Annotated in this window: 18 protein-coding genes; 1 reads left to right on the forward strand and 17 read right to left on the reverse strand. The window is 65.3% G+C overall.

Going from position 1 to position 22,209, the window contains the following annotated elements:
* Positions 1-14: 14 nt before the first annotated feature.
* The 7 genes from ABEA50_RS22705 to ABEA50_RS22735 are packed head-to-tail and all read right to left on the reverse strand — an operon-like array spanning position 15 to position 7,540.
* Positions 15-2,495, reverse strand: coding sequence for a hypothetical protein (locus ABEA50_RS22705; protein ID WP_345497758.1), 2,481 nt, complete (start codon positions 2,493-2,495; stop codon positions 15-17).
* A gap of 6 nt (positions 2,496-2,501) precedes the next feature.
* Positions 2,502-2,810 carry a hypothetical protein gene (locus ABEA50_RS22710; protein ID WP_345497760.1) on the reverse strand — a complete coding sequence of 103 codons (309 nt, stop codon included), beginning with the start codon at positions 2,808-2,810 and terminating at the stop codon, positions 2,502-2,504.
* A gap of 38 nt (positions 2,811-2,848) precedes the next feature.
* A complete protein-coding gene (locus ABEA50_RS22715) occupies positions 2,849-3,223 on the reverse strand; it encodes a hypothetical protein (protein ID WP_345497761.1) in 375 nt (124 codons plus the stop codon).
* A complete protein-coding gene (locus tag ABEA50_RS22720; RefSeq protein ID WP_345497763.1) occupies positions 3,220-3,900 on the reverse strand; it encodes a hypothetical protein in 681 nt (226 codons plus the stop codon). The genes ABEA50_RS22715 and ABEA50_RS22720 overlap by 4 nt, the downstream gene beginning before the upstream one ends.
* 46 nt (positions 3,901-3,946) lie before the next feature.
* Positions 3,947-4,291: a hypothetical protein gene (locus tag ABEA50_RS22725; protein ID WP_345497765.1), complete on the reverse strand. Its 345-nt coding sequence runs from the start codon at positions 4,289-4,291 to the stop codon at positions 3,947-3,949.
* Positions 4,288-5,772: a PE family protein gene (locus tag ABEA50_RS22730; RefSeq protein ID WP_345497767.1), complete on the reverse strand. Its 1,485-nt coding sequence runs from the start codon at positions 5,770-5,772 to the stop codon at positions 4,288-4,290. Before ABEA50_RS22730 ends, ABEA50_RS22725 begins: the two co-directional genes overlap by 4 nt.
* Before the next feature lie 46 nt (positions 5,773-5,818).
* Positions 5,819-7,540 (reverse strand): hypothetical protein, encoded by a 1,722-nt coding sequence (locus tag ABEA50_RS22735; protein ID WP_345497769.1) that lies wholly within the window; start codon positions 7,538-7,540, stop codon positions 5,819-5,821.
* An 883-nt stretch (positions 7,541-8,423) separates the two neighbouring features.
* On the opposite strand from ABEA50_RS22735, the gene ABEA50_RS22740 reads away from it, so the two are divergent.
* Positions 8,424-9,878, forward strand: a complete 1,455-nt coding sequence (locus ABEA50_RS22740) for a C40 family peptidase (protein ID WP_345497771.1) — start codon at positions 8,424-8,426, stop codon at positions 9,876-9,878.
* Between the two features lie 15 nt (positions 9,879-9,893).
* Here the strand turns inward: ABEA50_RS22740 and ABEA50_RS22745 are convergent, their stop codons facing one another.
* The 10 genes from ABEA50_RS22745 to ABEA50_RS22790 all read right to left on the reverse strand — a co-directional run bounded on the left by ABEA50_RS22745 (position 9,894) and on the right by ABEA50_RS22790 (position 21,927).
* The gene (locus ABEA50_RS22745; protein WP_345497773.1) at positions 9,894-10,991 is read right to left on the reverse strand and encodes a transglycosylase SLT domain-containing protein; all 1,098 of its coding nucleotides are present in this window, start codon (positions 10,989-10,991) and stop codon (positions 9,894-9,896) included.
* Positions 10,992-11,250: 259 nt separating this feature from the next.
* The gene (locus ABEA50_RS22750) at positions 11,251-12,114 is read right to left on the reverse strand and encodes a hypothetical protein (RefSeq protein WP_345497775.1); all 864 of its coding nucleotides are present in this window, start codon (positions 12,112-12,114) and stop codon (positions 11,251-11,253) included.
* A 47-nt stretch (positions 12,115-12,161) separates the two neighbouring features.
* Positions 12,162-14,660, reverse strand: a complete 2,499-nt coding sequence (locus ABEA50_RS22755; protein ID WP_345497776.1) for a hypothetical protein — start codon at positions 14,658-14,660, stop codon at positions 12,162-12,164.
* Complete coding sequence (locus tag ABEA50_RS22760; protein WP_345497778.1) at positions 14,657-17,176, reverse strand: ATP-binding protein; 2,520 nt, start codon at positions 17,174-17,176, stop codon at positions 14,657-14,659. The genes ABEA50_RS22755 and ABEA50_RS22760 overlap by 4 nt, the downstream gene beginning before the upstream one ends.
* Complete coding sequence (locus tag ABEA50_RS22765; protein ID WP_425577693.1) at positions 17,176-17,544, reverse strand: hypothetical protein; 369 nt, start codon at positions 17,542-17,544, stop codon at positions 17,176-17,178. Before ABEA50_RS22765 ends, ABEA50_RS22760 begins: the two co-directional genes overlap by 1 nt.
* A 152-nt stretch (positions 17,545-17,696) precedes the next feature.
* Positions 17,697-17,939: a hypothetical protein gene (locus ABEA50_RS22770; protein ID WP_425577694.1), complete on the reverse strand. Its 243-nt coding sequence runs from the start codon at positions 17,937-17,939 to the stop codon at positions 17,697-17,699.
* 37 nt (positions 17,940-17,976) lie between these two features.
* Positions 17,977-19,071: a conjugal transfer protein gene (locus tag ABEA50_RS22775; RefSeq protein ID WP_345497782.1), complete on the reverse strand. Its 1,095-nt coding sequence runs from the start codon at positions 19,069-19,071 to the stop codon at positions 17,977-17,979.
* 78 nt (positions 19,072-19,149) lie between these two features.
* Positions 19,150-20,277 carry a GAF domain-containing protein gene (locus tag ABEA50_RS22780; RefSeq protein WP_345497783.1) on the reverse strand — a complete coding sequence of 376 codons (1,128 nt, stop codon included), beginning with the start codon at positions 20,275-20,277 and terminating at the stop codon, positions 19,150-19,152.
* Positions 20,278-20,663: 386 nt separating this feature from the next.
* Positions 20,664-21,551, reverse strand: coding sequence for an ROK family protein (locus ABEA50_RS22785; RefSeq protein WP_345497785.1), 888 nt, complete (start codon positions 21,549-21,551; stop codon positions 20,664-20,666).
* 43 nt (positions 21,552-21,594) lie between these two features.
* Positions 21,595-21,927 carry a hypothetical protein gene (locus ABEA50_RS22790; protein WP_345497787.1) on the reverse strand — a complete coding sequence of 111 codons (333 nt, stop codon included), beginning with the start codon at positions 21,925-21,927 and terminating at the stop codon, positions 21,595-21,597.
* Positions 21,928-22,209: the final 282 nt, after the last annotated feature.

Raw genomic sequence — 22,209 nt, forward strand, 5'->3', positions numbered from 1 at the left:
CGGACACCGCCGCGTCAGCGCTCGGGCCCGACCGTGATCGTCGGTCGAGCGCCACCGCCGGAGGATTCCGTTGCCGTAGTGGGTGTTCGGCGAAACAACGGGTGGTCGATCAGCTGTCCGTAGGCGTACACCGCGTCGCGCAGACACTGCCGGTCCGGTTCCTGGGCCAGCAGCGAAACCAGCTCGTCGGCACGTCGTTCGAACACCATCGCCCGCAGCTCCGCCGATTCCGTGCGAGCTTGCGGATCCTCGGACCGCAACTCCCCCAACGCGATCCGCGACACATCACCGCGCCGCGAGAGCATCGACGCCGCCAACAGGTCATCGACCTCCTGGAGCTCATCCCACCATTCGCCCGGCACCGCTCGACCGTGCCGGACGGCGTCCAAGATCCGCTGGCGGGTCTGCGGTGCGTTCAACGACTCCGCCGCCCCGGTGCGCTGCGCACCCAAGCGCACGTGCGCGTCCCATGCCAGCTCCGCGCACCTGGCCCCGATGCTGCGCTCCGGGACCCGAGTCACCCGCTCGACCAGCTGTCGGTCGCCGACCAACCCGAGTCGATCCACCCTGCTCGATCCGGCCGTCGTCAAGTCCATCACCGCCGACGCACCCACCTCACCCTCGGTCGCGACGTCGAGCAACTGTCCACGCATTCCCGCCTCGATCGGCTGTGTCGAGACCACCGCCGACAACCGCGCGCCCCGACTACGCCCCCACGCCAGCCCAAATTCGACCAGCACCCGAGCGGGGTCGGCCACGCCTTCCCACGCGGAGCTGTCGGACACCTCCCACACCCACGGCGTCGAAATCTCCCGTGGCAGATACAGACCCGACGGCAGCCAGCCGCGCCCCTCGTTGGAGGTGACGAACGCGCCGAGACCATCGGGGTGGCGCAGCACCGAGACCGCCAAGGACAATCCGACCACGGTCGGGCCGACGGCCGCCACGATCCCGCCCAGGATGGTCCTGGCCAGCACCAGGTCGCCGTCGACCCGTGCGCCGCCGACCAGGAACGCGGGCACCGCCGCCGAGGCCATCGCCGCGCCCACCGTTTCGCGCATCGACTCGTCGCGGCCTTCGTCGTTGTCCCGATCGCCCGGAAGCGCCGGTACGGCTCGGTTCTGTTGCTGCGGCTTGTTGTTGGACGCGGAAACGCTCGAACCCGGCGCGGAGGAGCCGTCGGTACCCGCCGATACCTTCGGTGGCGCGGCGACCCGCACCTCCGGGGCCGAACGTGCCTGAACCGCACTGGGATTCGAAGCTGAAACCGAGGCCGAAGCGGGTGTGTTGGGCACACCGCGCAGCTGCGTAGGCGCCGACGGCACCGCCGATGGCGTCCCGCCTGCCTGCGCGCCAGGCAGGACGGGTGGCGGGAAGGACATCCCCTCGGTGGTGTCCTCGCCCGCGCCGCCAGCACCATCCATGCCCGCGACAGTATTGGAATCCGTTGTTGCACCGCTATTTTCCGATACCGGCTCCGCCTCGAGCGACGCCCCCGAATGCGGCCTACCGGTCGCTTCCGGGTCGGGATCGGTCGACCCCGCTCGTCCCGGCATCGCCGCATTATCGGGCGTCGAACGCGCGGGCACCGAGTCCGGCTGAAGTGCACCGATATTCGCGTGCGTCGGCGCCTCTCCCATACTCGGCGCCGATACCGACGGCGAGACCGACATCGGCACCTGATTCGGCGCGTACGGGGTATTCGACGCGTCGGAGGGTGCTGCGGGGATCTCCCCCCGCGGCACCTCCGCGGTGATCTGCTCGGCCGCCGGGAAATCCGGCTCCGGCACAACCGGATGCAGCCCGTCGATCAGTCGCCACAGTTCGTCGGGGAACAACTCGATCGGCAGGTGCGCTGGTTCGCGGTCCACTCCTCGCGGGGAATGCGGATACTGAACCGGCTCCGCTTGTCGATGCCGTGCGGGCGGATCCCACGGGCCGGGCCGCCCGAGCCGCCTCGGCACATCGCCGAGCGACGGCAATCCCGACGGACTGATCGAGCGCAGCGCATCGCGCGCCACCTCCGCCACCTCGCGCCTCGCCTCGGCGACGATCTGCGCGATGCGCGCACGCACCCGCGCGGCTTCGGCTTCGGCTTCTGCCTCGGTCTGCTCGTCGCCACCGTCCGGCGGCGGACGCGAGGCGTCCCGAATCTTGGCTGTCGCGTCCGCGACAACATCCAGGATCCGATTTCTGGTGCGGTAGACCAGGTCCGAGAAATCACCGAATGTACCGGCCGCGGCAGTCAGCGCCTCCGCGAACGCCAGTGGATTCCCCCGCTGCTCGGCCATCTCGTCCTTGATCGCCTGCACACTGGCCCCGGATCGCGCCACTTCGTCGAACGCCTTGCGCGCCTGGTCGGCGGCGAGAACGTCCAACGCCTGGGCTCCCGCCCGTGCGGTCGAGGCCAGTTCGCTCCAGTCGCCGGGACCGATCTCGGGCCAATGATCGCCGACGATCGCATCCCAGTACGGACTGTCGCGTTCGGAGTCCATCCGCGATCAGACCGACCGACGTCGCACTTGTGCCTGTCCGGCCAGATCCGCGTCGTGCAAGGCGGCCATGGTGCCCCGCGTCCGATGGAAGGTGGCGTCGGCCTGCGGGGAACTGGCGGCCAGTGTCTCGGCCAACGGTGTGATGATACACCGGCGGCGTGCCAAATCGAGGGCATGATCCAGCGCCGACACCGGACGACCCGGCGTCTCCAGCTCACGCAACGTCGCGCGAACCTGCCCGGAGACCGTGTTCAGCGCGCCGGCGAATTTGCCCGCGACCGAGTTCACCTCGGGCGGCTCGTCGGTATCCAACATGTCGTGTCCTCTCTCCTGGTGGGCGCGGCAGCCAGCGTTCAGCTGGTCGGTTTCCCGAACTCGGCTTCCTCCATCGCGCGGTAGGACGCCTCGGTGGGCAGGTCGAACGAGTCGATGGTGTAGGGACGGGTCCCCTTGTATTCCATCTCTTTTCGCAAACCGAGCCGGGACTTGGCGTGCGCCAGCCGTGCGATCCGCAAGATCTCGGCGGCCAACCAGGCGTCCCCGTTGTCGCGCGCGTCATCGGTGATGTGCAGGCCGACCACCTCACCATCGCGCGCGCACGCGACACCCACGGTGTGATCGGGATTGAACACCTCGTGGGTGTCGCTCCACCAATCCGGTCCCGCCGCAACGGCTTCCTCGCCGTAGTCGTCCAAACCGTCCGATTCGGGCAGGTGTGTGGTGGTCATCGAGTGCCTTCCGAATGTCGTTCGTCGAACTGCGCGAGCAACCCGCCCCACGCCGCGTCGTCGATGGTCATGATCTGCGCCAGCTGCCAGAATCGGGTCCCGAGGTACAACTCGGCGGTCCCGTCGACCGCGACATCGAGTTGATCGGGGCCGTCGGTGGCCGAATTGAAGGAAATGGTCGTGATCGGCGGCTGCTTGTCATCGACATTGATCATCGTGGCGCCGCCACCGGGGATAAAACTGTGCCGACAGCGCGGGCTCGCCGCGATCGCCACCGCGGCGCTGTTGGTGGTGAGCGTGATCTCCTCGTTCAACAGCAACTGCGTCACCCACGCGCGCGCGACCGTCTCGGGACGATCGGCATTGATCGAGAATGCCAGGGTGGCAGCAAGATTCAGCACCAGCACGGCCTGGCTCGTCGTGATGCCGACAATCAACAGCCGGCTCGCCGACCCGGCGGGATACGGCAGGTCGTCGGCGTCGATGGTTTCCACATCGGAGCCGACCCCCGCACCGGTCGCCGGGTGCACCGATACCGCGCCCGTCGACACATCGATGGTGTAGGCGGCCACCGGCCCCGACCTGCGGCCCGCCACACCCGCGAGGCGAACCAGCCCCTCGTCGTGCAACCACCGCACCGTGTCGGCGACAGTCACCCCACCGCCGGGATCGGTCACGACCCGTCTCCCACGCAGCACCGGATCGCCACAGCGTCAACACCGTTCACGCGGGTGCTGCCGTCTGCTCGTCCTCGGCCTTACGGTCCAGATCCGAGGGGTCGGCGCTCATCACCACGCGATACTGCCGTTCCGCGTCGGCCGTACTCTCCCGGATCGACGCCATGATCTCGGTGACAAGTTCGGGCGAGTCGAAATGATCGGCGGTACCCGGCGCAAGATACAGCGCGGTCAGCCGCCCCATCGCGTCGACCTCGGGGATCACCATGCCGCTCGGCGACGGTCTGCGCGCGCGAATCGCATCGATCCGCTCGCGCATATCGGCGATCCGGTGTCGCAGATCGCGGGCCGCGTCCAGGGCGGCCTGCACCTCGGGGTGGATATCACTCATGCGCTACCTCCGGAAGGAGTCGGATTCGGGGTGCCGGTGTTCGGCGTCAGCGGGGTTACCGTGGGGGCGATCGACGGGCGCTCGCCGATGACCTGCTCGGTATGGGGTGTGTCGTCGACATACATGAGGCGATCGGGATGCCAGGCGACCACCCGGTTGCGGTCGTTGTTGTTACCGGCACCGGCGCCACCCATCCCCGGTCCCATCGGCATATACGGCATACCGGCCCCACCCCGTGCCGCCGAGGAATTCCCCGCCGAACCCGACTGCAAGGGTTCGATCACCGGCGTTCTCGGCAGACCTGCGGCGCTCGCCTGCGAGGCGTTGGCCGCCGCGACCATGGGCATCGGGCCACCGGCGAAGGTCTGCGAATCCGACACCGGCGCGCCGATATCGCTGATACCCATCGACGAACCGATACCGCCCGGCGAACCATAATCCGTCGGGAAGCCGTCCGCGTCGTAGCCGTAATCGTCCAGGCCGTAATCGGAGTCGTCGGCCGAGCTGGACGCGAGGTCGCCGCCCGCACCGGCCATAGCGCTCATCAACGCGGGCAACATCGCGTTCAACATGCTGCTGTCGCCGGACTCCGAGGAACCGCTGCCGTTGCCCGTGGATTCGGCGCCGGACTCGCCGTCGCCGTCACCGGTGACCTTCGAGTTCACATCGGTGGTGTATCCGGCGATGGTCTCGGCCGAGCGCGCGTTCTGCTCCTCGAATTTCGCCAACGCCTTCTGGATGCCGAGCTCGTTCTTGGAACGCATCGCCGAGACGAGTTCCTTTCTGGCGGCGATGATTTCCTGCGGCGTCGGATGCTTGGCCTTCGCCGCGCGGAACGCGTCACCGTAGGCGTCGATCCCCTCGGCGAGTTTGCCCAATCCGGTACCGAGCTGATCGAGCCAGCCACGGTATCCGGCGAGCTGGTCGGATGCGGCGCTGCCGACCGGCGTCCAGTGCTGCAATGCTTGCGACGCGGTGTCGATACCGCTGATCGCCTCGGTGTGAAAACCACCGGCGTACTTGCGAATCGACTCGGCGAATCCCGCAGCCATCGAGGGGCCAGGCCCGGCGTGCAACTGTTGTGCGAAGGTCAGCGGGTCAACCGAACCCCCAGCAACGCCCGAGGGCATCGTCGGCACCTCGCGAGGCGCGAAATTCTGCACCTCACCCACCGGATTGGCAAGCAGGTCGCCGCCGCTACCGCCGACGGTGCGCGCACTGCGGTCGTCCTCGTCGGTGTAGGCGGCCGCCGACGCACCCACGTTGTGTGCGGCGCGTTGCACCTTGTTCAGCATGTCGCTCACCCCGTTGAACAGGTTCGCGGCATGCGCGTTGAGCTGGGGCACCGCCTCCGCCGAGATCGGATCGGCGCCCGCGGGCACCACCCAGCCCTTCGGCAAGGCCGCGCCGGTGTCACGTGACATGCGGGCCAGCTCAGCTGCCACAGCGACCAACTGCGCGGGATCGACATTCAACGCCATCGCGGTCTCCTCCCGTCAACCGAATCATGCGAGGGGCTCAACCGATTCACGCCGGAGCCGTGAGTGCGGGCGCCGCGGCGTCGATGCCAGGGTCGCCGCCGGTCGGCGCCGGTGCGGTCTGGTCCTGTGCTTCGGTCATCTCGATGCCGTTCGGGTGGGCGAACCCACTGAAATCCATCGACTCTTCGGCGAACATGTCACCGGTGAACGGCTTCATCTCACCCTTTACCACCACTTCCAGCGGCTGGTCGGGGCCGAACGACACGATGATCGCGGTGCGCTGACCGGTGTCGGCCTCGCCGCTCGACGCCGAACTGGAAACGTCCTTCGCCGCGACGATCGCACTGCGCTGACCGCTGTCGAAATCGCCGCTGGACGCCGAATCCGCTGCCTCCCATGTCACGACGTCGCCGGTCATCAACTGCGAAGGGTCGACAAGGACACCGATCTGCTTGTTGTCGGTCCACTTGGCCGACGTCTTCTCGTAGGCCTGGCGCGCGTCGGTCGCCGACTTGTTGAAGAACGCCGCGTCCAAAGCCTGCGCGACCACCGGCGATACCCGCTGCGTGCGGCCGTCCGGGAAGGGGTATTCCACGCTGCCGTCCGGGCCGGGCGTACGACCGGGTGCCCCGCCGGTCGGCTGGGACGACGAGGAGTTGGGCGGCGGTGCGGAATGCGCGGGCGCGGCCGGGGCTGTCGACGGCGCGGCGGGTGCCGGACTCTGTGGCGCCGCTTGCACCGGCATCGGCGCATGGTCCAGGGGATCCAAATCCCTCGCCTGGTCGTCCGTGCCGGGACGGTTCATCATTCCCTGCATCGCCTGCATCATCATCATCTGACTCATCATGTCGCCCATGCCACCCATGCCGCCGTCCGACGACATCGGGGTCTGCATCGCGGCAGGGTTCGTCGCGGCCTGATTCTCCAGATTGTCGATCGCCCGCGAGATGTCGTCGTTCACCCCCGAACCATTACTCCCGTCGATCCCGTTCGGGTCGGTGAGATCACCGGGATCGTCGGCCCCGATGTCGGGCATGTCGGTTTCCGGAAGTTCCGGAACTCCAGGCGGGTCGACGGGGTCGGGAAGACCGTTTGTGCCGTTGGGATCGTTCACGACCGGGTCGGGAGTCGTCACTGCCGGCGGAGTTGTCGGCAACTGCGGTACATTTGGCGGCTCTGCTTGTAGTTCTTTGACCACCCCTTGGAGGCGCTTGATTTCCTTCTCCAGCTCCGCCATCTTGTCGGTCTCTTTGGAAACGTCGTCAGCGACGTCTTGATTGGCTCCACGCGCCTCGTTCAATTTGGCCTCGGCACCCTCGTATGCCTCGGTCAGAAATGACACGATGTAGTTGTTCTCACTCACCCCTTCGGGCGGCACTGTAGGGGCAGACTCGCTGATCACGTCGATGAAATTGTTTATCTCGATGCGTCCCGCATTCGAGATTTCCTCGGACTTCTTTGCCAGTGGCGCGAGGGACTTTTCCGACTCCTGAACATCGAGAATCGCTTGGTTCAGCGTCAAGGCGACGGAGGCATAGTTGCGAAACACGTCGGAGCTATCCACGAGCGGGCCCATTGTATTTGGCAACTGTGGAGCATCGTCCTTCGTCGGCGGCGGAGTCTTCGCCCCCTTACCGAAACTATCGAAGGCCTTTTTGAAGAAATCAGGCATACTGAGATAGAAAACGTTCACCCAGCTTGCGAAATAATACTCCTCAGGATAATCGTCCGAGTTCATATCGGGGATCAGAATTTTATGCATTTCCATCGCCTACTCCTCATTCCGAAGTAGGCTCGAGTATTCTGGTCGGCAGTACGTCGGGTCTCTCTTTTTTCGACGGCGTGAGGAAATGGCTGGCGGCGGCCGCGGTTACACCGGATCCCACACGACTCGCCACACTGCGACCGAGCACATAGCCTCCGCCAGCATTGACAGCGGTCCGCGTAGCCGCGCTCGCGCCAAGCCTGGAGACTCCGGCACCGATCAATCGGGCTGCCCCCCTCCCCAACGGCCCGCCGACAGCACCCGCAACACCATCAATGAGACCGGCCTGGATACCTTTCGTCACGCTCCCGGTTTGCACTCCGGTCCAAATTCCGCCGACGGCGGCGCCTAGCAGGGGACCGACCACCACCCCTGCGCCTGGAATCAACCCGCCGGCGACGGTCACCGCCCCAACAGTGATGTCCTTCCAGGGGATACCGAATAATCCCATGGGTCACCTACCCGCTGACAATCGAACAGTGGAACCTGTCACCCGAAGCTGCTCGCCGAGCATCCTGCCGATGTCGGCGAGACGGCCGAAACCCGCCTGACCTCTGTGTGTCATCACCGGGTTCACCCTTCCGATCGAGCTCTCGACATCGGCAACGAGGCCGCGCAGCGACAGCCTCTGCGCTGAGCTGTTTCTCTCGCCCCAAGTATCAAGGCTTCCCAAATATGGGAGCCTTTGTTTCGGCGCAGAGAGGCACGATGGTGTTCCCGAGATACCAAGCACGATGTACCGGAATTGGTGTCGCCGGCGGTTTTCCGGGCTGTCGGTCTCGATCGAGGGAGAACTACCGGGTATGAGCCTCCGCCACCGTCGACCCGACCACACACGGACACTCGACGCAGCTTCATCGCGGCCGCGTACACCTGGCGGTGCACAATGACAGTGCCGGTCGGAGTCGAGACCGACTTCGCCGATCCTGATGCGGACGAGACAGCGGATACGGCGGTCGAAGGCGAGGCAGGCTCGCCCAGCCCGGTGACACCGTGGTCGGACAAGCAACAGCGCGATACGCAACCCAAGTTGGGTCCGCCGACCACGGCACCGGGCGCCAACGGCCAACCGCAGCAGCAGAATCCGCCCGCGTCGGCGCAACCCACACCTGCTCCGCCCGGCACGCCAGCACCGGGTTCGGGAACCGCTGCCGCGCCCCAATCGACCCCGGCGCCCGCACCAGCGCCGGGTGTCGCAGCAGGACAACCGAATCCGCCGCCCGTCGTCGCGGCACCCGCCACGACCGCACCGCCGCCGGAACCCGCGGCGCCACTGGTGGACCCGGACATGATCAGCGCGTTGGCTCCCGCCGCGATCAGCGCGGGCACCATGGCCATGGGGATGCTGCCGATGATCGCGTCCGCGCTCGCGGGGCTCGGCAGCGGCGGGGGTTCCGGTAACGGCGGTGGTGATACCGGTGAGGCGGCCACCGGCGCGCTCTCGCCGGAATCCCAGAAGGCCCTCGAAGTACTCAAACTGCTCAAAGACGTGTACGGAGACGGCGAAGCCACCAGTCCGGAAGTCAAGGAGCTTCGTAAAGAACTGGGCGTCAACGAGTCCGGTGCCGGAAGTAGCAGCGGCACCACCGCCAGAGCGGTCAAGGCCAGGCAGCTCTATCAAGCCAATGCGCACACCGCGTTCAACAACCTCGACAACCAGTTGGCTCGTTATGTCATGCGGATCGCCGGTGACAACAAGGTCGACAAGAAGGCCGTCGTCGCACTGCTTCGCGAGGTCAATGTCGCACTGGCCCAACTCGGCACCGAGGCGTACACCAAGGCCGGGCAGCAGAAGGTACATCAGATCCTCGCCGCCGCGCTCGCCAAAGCGCAGGCCATTGTCTCCGGCGGTCAGGCCAGTTCCGCCGAGACCGCCAAGGCGATCAAGTTGCTCACCAATCAATACCTGTACAACATCGCCGGTCAGAAATACAACGCCGGAATCACGACAGGGACGGGCTCGGGTTCGAATTCGAGCACATCGTCGGCCGCCAACGCCGCGATCCAGGTCGCGCTCGGCAAGCTCGGCGTCCCCTACGTATGGGGTGGGACAGGACCGAACTCTTTCGACTGTTCGGGATTGATGCAGTACGCCGCGGCCAAGGCGGGTGTCAAGATTCCTCGGGTCGCCGACGATCAATTCGACCAGCTGCCCCAGGTGAATCCGGCGGACATCCGGCCGGGCGACCTCATCTTCCCGAACAGTTCCTACAAGAACGGCGAATTCGGCCACGTGATGATGTATGTCGGAAACGGGCGTTGCGTAGAGGCGCCACACACCGGGGCAAACGTTCGAGTGACCAACTTGCCCAGTGGATACCGCGCCACACGCTGGTCGTAGCCGAACGAATTCGATTCAGTACCCCACGTACGAGCCGCCCGAACGCAGTTGGGCGATGCCAGGCACGTTCTCGACCGAACCGTAACGATCGATCGAATAACGCACGCCCGCGATGATGTTGTCGACCGGATTCCAGATGTCGCGGTGACCGGGCAGCGCGTGGGCGTTGAAGGTGGGGTCGATGGTCTGCATCAGCCCCTTGGACGGAATTCCTTTGGCTGCGTTGCTGTCCCAGAGATTGATGGCGTTCGGGTTTCCCCCGGACTCGTGGTGGATGATCGCGGCGATATCCGCCGGGTTGATCCGACTGGTGTCGTAGCCGTTGTCCCGCAGCACCCGCATGGCCTCGTTGACCCACTGCCCCAGCTGCCCGGAGGGGCGTGTCCCTGGCGGACCTCCGCTTGCCCCGTGCGCCGTCGCACCCGAACGACGTGACGGGCGTGGGCGCGCGGGCCGCGAATCGCGCACATACCGATCCGCCAGTCCCGCGACCCGATCCGCGGTGATCCGCGACGCGGCCTGGCCCTGACCGACCACAACACCAGCGCGTTGTAGCGCATTACCCAACGCGGCGTTCACCATTTGACGTCCCGCCGCTGTATCCGAGACGTTGCCCAATGCGGTGAGAGCGGTGTTCACTTCGGCGATGATCGCACCGAGCGCCGCGCGTCCCCGCACCGTGTCGTCCACCGCGCCATCGAGGATGCGTGCGAGCTCGGCATTCATGGACCCCACCGCGCTCACCTGCCCCGCGCGCTGCGCGCCGCCAGCCGCGTACTCGGACCCGAGCGCGCCATCCCACGCCACCGGCCCGGTCGGCCTGCCGGCAGCTGCCAGAGTCGGCGGTGCGTGCGGCTGTCCGGAGTCGGCGGTGGGGGCGCCGTCGCCGTAGTGCGCGGCCATCATCGCGAGCGCGCCGAGCGCGGCCGCCGTCATGGGCAGCTGCGCACCGGGCATTCCGCCGACGTCCGTCCGCGGTGCGGGCGCCGAGGCGCCCGCGGGAGTGGGTGATACGGCGGTGGGCGAGGCCGCGGCTCGGGTGGCGGTCGCGGCATGGCCGACGGCGCCGGAAGGCCCCGCGGTGTTCGTCGCGGCCGCGGGCGGCGTCGGCACTCGCGAGGACCCCTTGCGAGCCGGCTGCTTTCGTGGTTCGGCAACGGTGGCCCCCGGCCGAAAGTCGCGGGGCGCGTCGTCGCGCCGCGGTGGCTCTTCTCGGTTCGGTGGCGGCATCAGTACGGCCGGTGTGCCCCGCCGAACACCGACGGTGCGCGACGTTCGCTGGTCTGGCACCGACGATCCGCCCGTCCAGGGCAGGGCGCGAAACAACGAGCGTGCACCCGTGCCGCCTCCGCCGCGAGCGACGGTCTCGCATTCACGTTGCCCCGCCCAACACTCGCTTGACGCGCACGTCAGGGTCCGCGGGAATCGCTTGTTCGGTCATCGTGGCGGTTGCCGGATCGCCGGTGACCATCGCGGAACCTCCGACCGCGATTCCCACGCGGGTCGGCCGGTGCGCGCGGTAGTCCCAGAAGATCAGATCACCAGGCGACACCGCGGAGATCGCTACCCGCTGACCACAGACACCCTGTGCGGCAACAGTGCTCGGCAAAACCACCACTGAACTCCCGGCTACCTGCCCACACGATTCGCGACCCGTTTCCGGAGCCAGGCCAGCAGCGGTTTCGGCACCGGCATCGACACCGGTCCCGGCCGACTGTGCGCACCGGCCGGTGACACTGGCGTTCGAGGCTCGATAGATCACCGACCGAACCATGGTCGCCGAGTCCGTGTTGGCCCCCGAAATCGCTTCCCGGAGTGCGAGTTCGCGCGCACACTCGGCGGCCGAGCCCGTGTTGGGGTCCAGCAGCGAAGGAAGTTGGTACGGCGCCTCGCTCATCGCCGACACACACGAGCGCTGCCAGTCGGTGACATTCGCATCGCCCTGCTCGATCTCCAAGGCCGCGTACGGATTCGTCGTCGGAGCGGTAGACGGGCCGAGGGCCGCGGTTTCCCGTGCGACCGCGCGTTCGGGGAGCGGCTGCTCCTGTACGGTGCTCGAGGGGTCGGGGCCGACAGCACTGTCGCACTGGTAACTGAAATCCGTTGCCAGGGAGGAGGTCGTCGTGCCCGCGATCAACACCACGACCATGGATATCCCGAGAAAGGCGACAACGATCGCGATCAGCAGCCACACCCACGCGGGGACCAACGCCAGAAAGAGATAACGGCGAAGCATGCGAACCTTTCTCGAATGTCGGCGTCAACAGCAGCGGAACCCTCGAGTTACCGGAAGCGACGGTCCACCTCTCCCATCGTCGAGGACCACCTGCGATGAAACTGCACGTTGGGTGGGCCGGTTTTCGGCACAGACATCGAAGCCCACGGCGTGGTCTTGAGCCCTGACGCATCCCGGTCGACCTCTACCGGTAGGGCAGTTGAGGTGCGCACGTCCCGCAGCGCATCGGGATTCGAGACGTCTGCCATGAATGTGCGCATCGCACTGCTGTTTCTGGCGGCGAATTCGTTGCCGATCCATTGATTGAGCCTACTTGCAGCCCTTTGTCGTTCAATAACATCCCCTCCGCCCACCTGCTCCAATAGAGTCCCTGCCACGTTCGTATGGTTACCGGATCCAACCTCTTGCAAGAGCTTCATTTTTTCTTTGGTGGGGTTTCGCATGAAGTCATTCACAAAGTCGCGTTCCGGACCTTCATTACGTCCGTTGTCCAACGTCACGCCGCCGGCCTTGTTTCGCCGGAATACTTTTGATGCCATTTCCATCGTCGCGAAGTCCGCAGCCACGGAATCAGGGTCTCCCCCTTCGCCGTACATCAGCTTATGAGCCGAGGCTTGGGACCGTTTCACGGCCGCAACCAGGAACGAAAGATCCTTGTCCGCCATAGTTTCATCTTCAGCGGCTGCGGCAACCACGCCACGAGACCGAATCGCTCGGTACATCACCTTCTTTTTCCTGAACCCCGCACCGTCCATCGCGCCGAAAGTATCAGGAAGCAGGCCCCCGACATCCAATACGGCCTGCACGGCCGCGGCAGCGCCTCGGACGCTATTGATCCCTCCGTTTTCTTTCGCGGCCTCTTTGGCCGCCATCCTGTAGAGCAATCTGTTTTGCACTGCCATACCCGCCGCGCCGTGCATCCCCGAGAAATCCCGACTCATCCCCATTTCTTTCGCAAGTTTATGCATCCTGGCCTTCTGCCGCGCCTGCGGGTGCCAGAACCCAGGAACCCCGCCGGCCAACCATTCCGTCGGCGGCGAGTTCGAAATCGTACTCGCCGCCCCGAGAGTCGCCAGAAAACCGAGGTGCCCCTTGTTCGACGCACCGATATCGCCCATGCCCAAAGCAGTCCCCCCACCGCCACCGGAACCCTTCTGCACTGCCCCGCCGTTCTGAATCGCCAACGCGAAGCGGTTGGCCACCCAGTCATTGCCCTTGTCGATACTCGCGCTCAACCGCTTCAGCTGCATAATGGCGATGATTTCGAAGATCGCCCCGATGACGAACACGGCCATCACCTGCCCCTTCGCCTGCGCGAACAGGTCGGCGAGCACCAGCTCCCAGATGCCGAGGAAGATCACGAAGGCGGCCATGCGTCCCGCCGAGATGAATCCGTGCACGACACAGCGCACGGTGAAGGTTTGGGTCGGGCCGTAGATGAAACCGCCCGCGGCGAATCCGAAGATACTCAGGAATCCGTAATAGATCGTGTCCAGCGCGGCCCAGATCACCTTGATCGCCAGATAGGCGCCGAACAGCAGCAGAATCAGCCCGGAGAGCAGCAGCAGGATACCCGCTCCGATCTGGCCGAAACTCGGATTGTCGGCGGCCTCGAACGCGGCGCGGTCACCGCAGGATTTCAGTCCGCTCTTCACCCGGTCTTCGTCACCGGCTTTTACCCCCGCTGACCACGCGGCCCTGCACGCAGGACTGCTGTCGATCACGTGCCCGAAGTTCCAGACCTGCAACGGCTTTCGCGCGAAGTTCTCGGCCATGTCGGCCTGCATCGAGACAACGAGTTGATTCGGGTTCGGATTGCTGTTGCCGTTCAATCCCGCCGCGACCGAAAGGCCGAGGTCGCGGCCCTGCGCCAGCAGACCGTGCGGCGCGAGCGCCTCGGCCAACGGCGCCGCGAGAAATATCGGCCCGAACAGCGCCACCACTATCATCGTGACGATCTGGGTCACGGCCTTGGCGTGCAAGCCGCGGACGATGAACCAGCCGACGAAGAACGCGCCGATCGTCGCCGCGGCGGTCAACACCACCGTGGTGGCGACTTGCCCGGCCAGGGCGTGTGCGACGCCTTCCAACGGGCCGCTGATCAGTTTCAACCAGCCGAAATCCATGGTGTCGGTGGGCAGCCAGGTACCCGTGGTCACCATGACCAGCCAGATTGCGAACAGCACCCCGATGAACAGCGAAAGCCCGAAATTGCCAGGGTGCAAAAGGCTTCCGTGGTTGGTCGTGAACATGTAACTCGACAGTGCGACGCCGTCGTGGTCTTTGATGTCCATCCAGCCGAGCGCGCTGTTGGCGGCCGACGCGGTCGACCCCGCGGCCGACGTCGAATCCGCCGACGCCGCCACGGCGAGCAGGCCGGGACACACGAACAGCGCGATCAGCGCGATCACCGCCCACACCGCCGCGCGCCGACGCCGCGTCTGCCCGACCCACACCCGGCACCGATGAGCCACCGCGGTCGGGCGCCAGTGCTGCGGATCCCATTGCACCGCGGCCCCCGTGAAACCGAAGTCCGGCGAACTCATGGCGCGACCGGTCGTCTCGCCAGCGCTGCCGCTGAATTCGGTGTGCTGGTGATCGCGGCGGCACGATCCGCCCGCGCCGGTCCGAGCACCTTGCCTCGACCGATGCGGTTGAGCGCGTCGCGCATGAACATCTCCCCGCGCCGTTCGTCTGGCACCTGCCGCCCGGCTCCTACCGGCGGCGAGGTCTCGTCGCGCAGGATCTGCAGCAGGTACGGCGCCTGCTGCAGATCGACTCCGAGCCACTCCAGACTGTTGCGCGCCAAGGTCTCGTCCCGCTGACGGAAAACGAACCGGTTCGGAATCAGATTGTGTGCCGCGCCTTGGAAGTCGGTGGCGGGGTCGTGGGAGGCCAACCCGATCGCGGCGAGGTGCTTACGACCATCCCTACTGAAGTCGGAGGTGACCGCCGAGCCCACCTGGGTCTGGGTGAAGTGGTGCGCCTCGTCGCCGACCAGCAGTCCGAACCTGCCGTTGTCGGAGAGAAACGCTTCGCGCGCGGCGACACCGACGAGTTCGTAGAGCGCGGTGCCGAGCCGTTTGGTGAGCGGCAGCCGGTTGTACAGGTGCGGGGTGGTCAGTTCTTCCGCCGTGGGCAGGGCGAGATTATGACTGCGGACTACGGTTGCGGCAGCGTCCAACCGCAAGGGCGGTAACGACGAGTCGAACAGCACAGGAACTCGCTCGATAACGGTGCCGAGACGTGAGGCGAGGTCCGCGTACTCGTCCTCACCCCCGGGAACCTCACGGAGTTTGCGTACGACATGGAACAGATCGAGCAGGCTCTTGATCCCGTGCTCGTGAATTCCCCTTTGGGACAGTAGATTACTTGCCGCAGCGCCCGCGCCAGAGGTCGGCGAGAGATCGAGCAAGGGCAGGATGGAGTCCAGCGCCCGTTCCCCAGCGACGCGCGGCTCGAACAGCCGCAACGGATCCAGCGACACGGTGGGATCGGCGAGATCGATAATGACCGCGTTGTCGATCGAGGACGCGAAGTGCTCCCACTCCCCCACCTGACTGCGGTCGATCGCAAGGAATTGTCCACCCATGTCGTGCACGAGCACAGCCATCAGTTTGAGGAAATACGATTTGCCCGAACCGAGTTCGCCGGTCACCGCGAACGAGGCCGACAGGTCGTGCAGCGCCGCCTCCATAATACCGAAATGGATCGGTTCGAAGTTCCCAGACAAGAGATTCACGCCGATCACCGGCCCGCTGTCGTCGCCGATCTGGCTGGAGGTGAATGGAACGAACCCCGCCCACATGTCCGAAGGGACGATGTGTGCGAAATCGTCGAACGCGCGCCGAGGCGGACTACCGGGCACCAGCATCGACCACAGGTCGACCTGCGCACCTACCGGTGTGGTCATGTCGACCTGAAAACGCTTGTAACGGCGCTTGATCGCGTTGACGGCGTCGATCGTCATCTCACGAGTGAACCCACCGACCGCGATAACCGTGGTGAACGACACCTCGGATTCACCACTGTTTGCCTCGAAATGGTTGTTGTACTCGCTGAGCATCTGCGCTTTCGACATCAGCGAGTTCTGCGCGAAGGACACCTCTTGATCGCGCTGATCCATCTGCTCGCCGAGTCTGCGCAGACTCAACTCGTTGTTCTTGGTCACCTGCTCGGCGGTTTTCGTCGATACGCGCATCCCCCAGTCGACGTTGACGCCCTCCAAACCTTCCAGCACATTGAGGAACTCACTGCCGCCGGGGAAAGTCATTCCACCATAAGGGAAAGAACGCGGTGTCAGCATTGCCTGATAGGACGGTTGGTACTCGGATTCGGGTTGTACCACTTTGATTACCGGGATAAACGACGGCCGAATCCGCCGGTTGCCGTCGGTGCGTGCGCCCTCGTCGAGCGCTGCCGACCCGAAGACCGCGGACGTGGCGTCGTCCAGTGCACCGACTCGTGTCGGCGCGACCGGATCTCCACCCGCCCCCCGAGTGAGATAGTGCTCCCACAACCACTGGAACATGGCTGCGGGGACGGGAACCGGTTCGAATTCGCCACCGATCCGCGACAGGACGGACTTCGCCTTCTCATCGTATTCATCGAGGTCGGCACGCGACAGCGCAGCCGCATCGATGGTGCTCGTGCTGCCGCGCCACAGTCGAGACAGCGCGGAAATCCCGGAATTGCTCGCACCCACCGGAATCGTTAGCAGAAATATCCTCGTCTGCGGCACGATCGACTTGACGCGTTCGTACGATGCGACGACTTCGTCAGCGTAATCATCACACTCGTCGATATCGACGCCCTCCACCATCTTGGTGAGGACATCGACGGTATTCAGCCGAGCCTGGATACCTAGCAGCAGGGAACCACCCGGCAAGTTGGTGACCAACGAGTGGTGCGCCATCTTCACGTCGTATTTGTCGGATGCCTTACGCAGCCCATAGCCGAGCGGGTTGATGAAATACGTGGCGGTGACCAGTCCTGAACGGGTGAATTGCAGATTTCCGCGTATAGCTGCGGTAGGCTGAAGATCCTCGTGCCCGAACGCCATCACTTCCCCCTTTCGAGCGAACCTGCTGCACTCGCGCCGAGTCTCGCCTCGAGATCTGCTCCACTACCTGCGCCGACTATCGCGAAATCCGGTCGGTCTGCGCCACCAGGGACCGAACCCGTGTCATAGTCGGGCAGAACAATAACGACCGATTCTTCGATAAACGTGGCCATCCTGGCAGATTCTGCATCAATCGGAACACCGGAGGCAGATACCGGTTTGGGGGATACAAGGAGCCGAACGATCCAGAAAATCCTCGAGGTAATGCGGACACCGGTGTACGGCACGAGCCCCATCGCAAAAACGCTCGCCACTGTAATCGCCAGACCCGTGATAAACGTTACGGCGGGATTGAATGGGAAGGTCATCGCACATATGGACGTGACAACTAGGATTCCTACACCAACCCCGATCTGGGGTAGAGTATAGGGCCCGAACGGGATTCTCTGCCCGTTCGGAGCCTTGCCGACCATGGTAGGGACACGTTTGATCGGCGTAAATACCTTGATTACCTGGACGGTCAACGATAACTACCGATCGGCTGATCGGGAACAATGATCGTCGAGTCGGATCTACCGATATTTGCCAGGTTCGGAAGCGACCAGAAAACCATAACAGCGAGCACGCCCGACGAACCGACGACAATAATTTTGACCGGGGACAATCTGGACTTTACTGCCTCCCCGATGAACACCCCCATACACCCGATCGTAATGACGATGACACCGCCCCAGCGAAAGAAGATCAGGACGTTGTACATCACCGCGCTCAAATTACCCATTAACCGGCCTCTCGTGGTTTCACTTCTGGGTGGCGGGCGGAATCTGAACCGCCGATGACAGCGCAGTACTGGTAGTCGCCGCCGCGCTCTCAGTGCTGCTGGCATTACCCCTTCCGGGGTCCTGGTTGGCGATCACCGACAATGGTTGCGACAGCGCGGGAATCGAATCCATGGACTGGACCTGCCACTGCCCGCCGTCACGAACAAGGGTCAAGGGGTATACCAGGGTCGCGGCGGTTGCGGACTCGGTCTTCGGATTGACCGTTGCCAGCACGTGCGCCACGGTTCCGTTCGCACCACACCCCGAGTCGTCAGCGGTCACCGTGACACCGTCGAGTCCGGTGAACGGGGCGGGCCGCAGCGCGACGATGGGTACACCAAGCGCCGTGTACCGCCCGACATCGCCGGTGCCGGTGAGGAATGTCGTGAGAAACCCGGAGGTCACCTGAGCCAGAGGGGTCTCGCTCGAGCAGGGCGAGTCGTACACCGCACCGAGGTCCTCGCCTCGAGCGGGCGGCTCTACCATCGCAGGCAGCGCCATAGCCCGTGGTCGGCCACCAGCGAGAACAACTGGTACGCGGTAATACTCGTGTAGTCGCTCCGCCGCCTGCTCATCTTTCGCGGTGCTCTTCGCGCCGGTGGTCGCATGGGTCGTCGAAGCACCGGCGCGCGTGGTACCAGTGTCCGTACCGCCAGCGTGATCGGTCACTGAGATCGTCGCCGACCAGACCTCGAGCCCGGCACCGGAGACCTCGCGCGACAGATAGATCACGGCAGGATCGGACACCTCTTTGCCCTTCGACGGCAAAGACACCTGCGGCACGGTAACGAATTCCGCCAGCCGGTCCTGTTGGCCCGCTGCGGCACCGAGATAGGTAACCACGAACCGCTCGGCGAACGAGCCGACCAATTGCGCATGGCCGATCGCCACTGTCGCCGAACCATCCACCGGAGGGGGCGCATCCGAGGTGAACATACTGAAAATCGCGTGCCCGCCCCCGAGCACCGACAGCACAGCGAGCACAGCGAGCACAGCATTATCGCGCCGTCTACGGGCCGCCATGCGACGGAGCAAGGCTTGGCCCGAATCCGCCTGTCCAGCAACTGTCCTCACTCTCGGAATGGTAGAGAGCACTACGGTCACCACGGCGCTCGATCGCTCCCACCGATGGGAATACTCGCCGGTAATACCTCAGTAGGCGGGGCTATGTTTCCTTCGACCCGCCAACCAATGCCGCAATTGCTCGTCATAACCCACGGGCGCGCCACGTTGTCTGGATTCCGAGGCGGGCCGAACCTGGTCGAGGACCGGGAAATTATCGGCGATCCGCACCAGCTGCGCGATGGCCAGCTGACTGTTGGCATAGCCGGGATAGGGGTAGAGCAACAACGAGGTCGGCGTGTATCCGCCGCCGTAGTCGAGCGCGCGAATCGTGACACCCGCGGTATCGCCGGACCGCAGCCGCGCACCCAGTTCCACCAACCGGGGGCGATCATCCTGATGAAAGACATCCACCGGACGGAACAGGTAGTCCCAGCGCACCCACGGCGCGGGATCGGTGAGCCAGTGCGAAATGCTGGTGTGCTCAAGCTGGACGACGGCGAGGTGGGTTCCGGCGCGGCGGTGGGCTTCGCGCAGGCCGACTCGTTCGAGGGTCGGCCACTCGGCCGGGGTGTCGGCGGAGGTGACGTCTTCGATCAACCACCATGCGCCTCGGGTTCTTTCGTCGTCGCGCGCTCGAATGGTGATGCGCCACTGCCCCGGCGGACGTCCCGACCAGTCGGTGACCGCCACGTCGAACTGGAGCTTGGCGCCCGCGCGGGGGCCGTAGAGCAGATCGAGCACCTCGGCGTGGCCGTCGAAGGTCGGCATCTGACGAAACAGCTCGGCGATCGACATTCTCGGCACGTACCGTTCGGCCGATATCCCGGGCAAACGGGTGCTGCCGCTGGGCAATTGGAGGGTTTGCGTTTCGAGGTCCCAGATCGCGCCGACGGCGGCGTTGGACTGCGGCACCGATTCCGAAGCGGGACCCAACCACATTCGCATCGCGTGCACATCGCCCGCCGGGCCGAAGACCGGCCGCAGTTTCAGCAGGTGCGGCCCCGAGCGCGAGGGAATCTCCAGATCCAGCTCCTCGGCCCGCTCGCGCGCCGTCTGAACGGCCTCGGCGATCGCCGAGGTCGTGAAGGTGTCGTAGACCGCGGGAGTCTTGGACAGTAGTCGTTGCACTACCCGCTGCCACCCGGCAAAGCCGCGCGGCGCCTCGCCTACCGACGCCACCGAGATCATCTCGGGCGTCAACGTTTCGATGGTCACCCACGGAATCACTGCGTCACTCGCATCGCACTCGCCCATACCAGCCGTTTCTCTGAACCCTCGTCCGAAGACGAGTCATTCTGTGACTTGGGCAATGTACCGTTGTTTAGCGGTTCGATCAAACGGCAATCTGATGTCGTACGTGTGTCAAGCCGGGTTTCACCAGGTCATCGCCGAGAAATGCCGCACGGAGCCGTCGAACGACTCGATGTTTACCCACCCGACGGTCAACGTTCATGCCTGGTCGGACCCGAGACGAACGAAAGGGTGACGTGATCGCGAAACCACGTCACCCTTCGTGTCCACGGCAACCAGCCACTCGACACCCGAAATACGTTCCCGCACAACGGATAACCGGCACTACGCGCGGTGTCAGGCGGGTCGAGTCAGCCCTGTGCGGATAATCCGAGCACGCCCGCACCCGCGAGAACGCCGAGATCACCGAGCTGGGAAGGCACTACCCGCAGCCCGGGCAGGAAGCTGAGCCTGGCATGGGTCGCCACCGCCTCGTTCAGCGGCTGCCACAGCGCGGGCCCAGCCTGCGCGAGATCGCCGCCGACGACCACACGATCCAGATCGAGCAACGCGGCGACCGAGGCGATCACGCGACCGAGCGCCGTTCCCGCCCGGCCGAGCGCGGCACGCGCCACCTGGTCGCCCGTCGCCGCCGATGCGATCAGCTCCGCGGATGTCGTTGCCTGCCAGCCCTGTTCGCGTGCCCACCGAACGACGGACGCGGCACCCGCCACGGCCTCCAAACACCCACGCCCCCCGCATTCACACTGGTCGTCGAAACCGGGGGCGATCATGTGCCCGATGTGGCCGCCGTTGCCCGTCCTGCCGACGGCGACGAAACCACCGACCATCACCCCGGCGCTGATCCGGTCGGAGACGATCAACGACAACGAATCCATGACCTCGGTGGTCATCCCGAAGTTCCGCTCGGCGAGCGCCTGGCACACCCCAGCGAATCCCAATTGCACCGAGGCGGAGGGGAATACCTTGCCCACCGCCTCGACGATCGCGAAGCCCGTACGCCACTGCGCGATCTCCGAGGGGGCGACAACCCCCGCAGGCATATCGATCGGCCCGATCGAGCCGATTCCGACGCCGGTGACCTGGTCGCCGCGCGCCGTCTCCAGCAGCAGGTCACGACACCTGGCCCACGCGTCGCTGGTCGGCAAGGCGATACGCCGGACGCTGTCGGGGTCGTCGTCCTCGATCCGACTGGCGGCGAAGCCCTTCGTCCCGATCTCCAGCGCGAGCGTGGTCATGCGTCGACCCTCAGCACACGCGGCGACGACACGCGAGACGCCGTCATCCCGCCTCGATTCCGGTGCGCTCCAGCGGCCGCCCGAGCACGATGTGCCTGCGTGGAGCCGCGAGCGCGGGGCCAGCACGCAACGGTCGGGAACCATTGCGGATGATCCGCATCGGACGCTTGTGACCCACCGGCGTCACGCGGTGTCGGTCCAGGTTCTCGACGATCGTTCCCGAGTTGTCGTAGGCCACGCCCGCCCAGATCATGGCGCGGGGGCCGTCACCGCGCTCGATGAGCTCTCGCACCAGTTGCGTGCACTGCGCGGCGAGCGGGCAGCTCCCGCAGACCTGAACGGCGGCGTGCCAGGCCTCGGGGCTTCCCGTGTCCATGTCCCAGTTGTCCGGAGCATCCGCACACGGCGGACGTTGACTGGATTTCGCGCGACTGGCGACGGGCCGGTTGTTCGACCGTTCGGCGGCGGGAATCGCGGGCTCGCGGGGGGTAGTTGAAACCTTTGCTACTACAGAGGTTTTGGGGGAAAGCGGAACGATCCGCGTAATGCTCATAGCCATCTCCGGGGACGCCGAGGGCACGCGGCGAATCCGCTGCGTGTCCCATGGATCGGGTGGTCATCAGGGCTGCTCGACAGTCCCCGGAACCCAGCCGTGAAG

This window comes from Nocardia callitridis (assembly GCF_039543305.1).
Classification (GTDB): Bacteria; Actinomycetota; Actinomycetes; order Mycobacteriales; family Mycobacteriaceae; genus Nocardia; species Nocardia callitridis.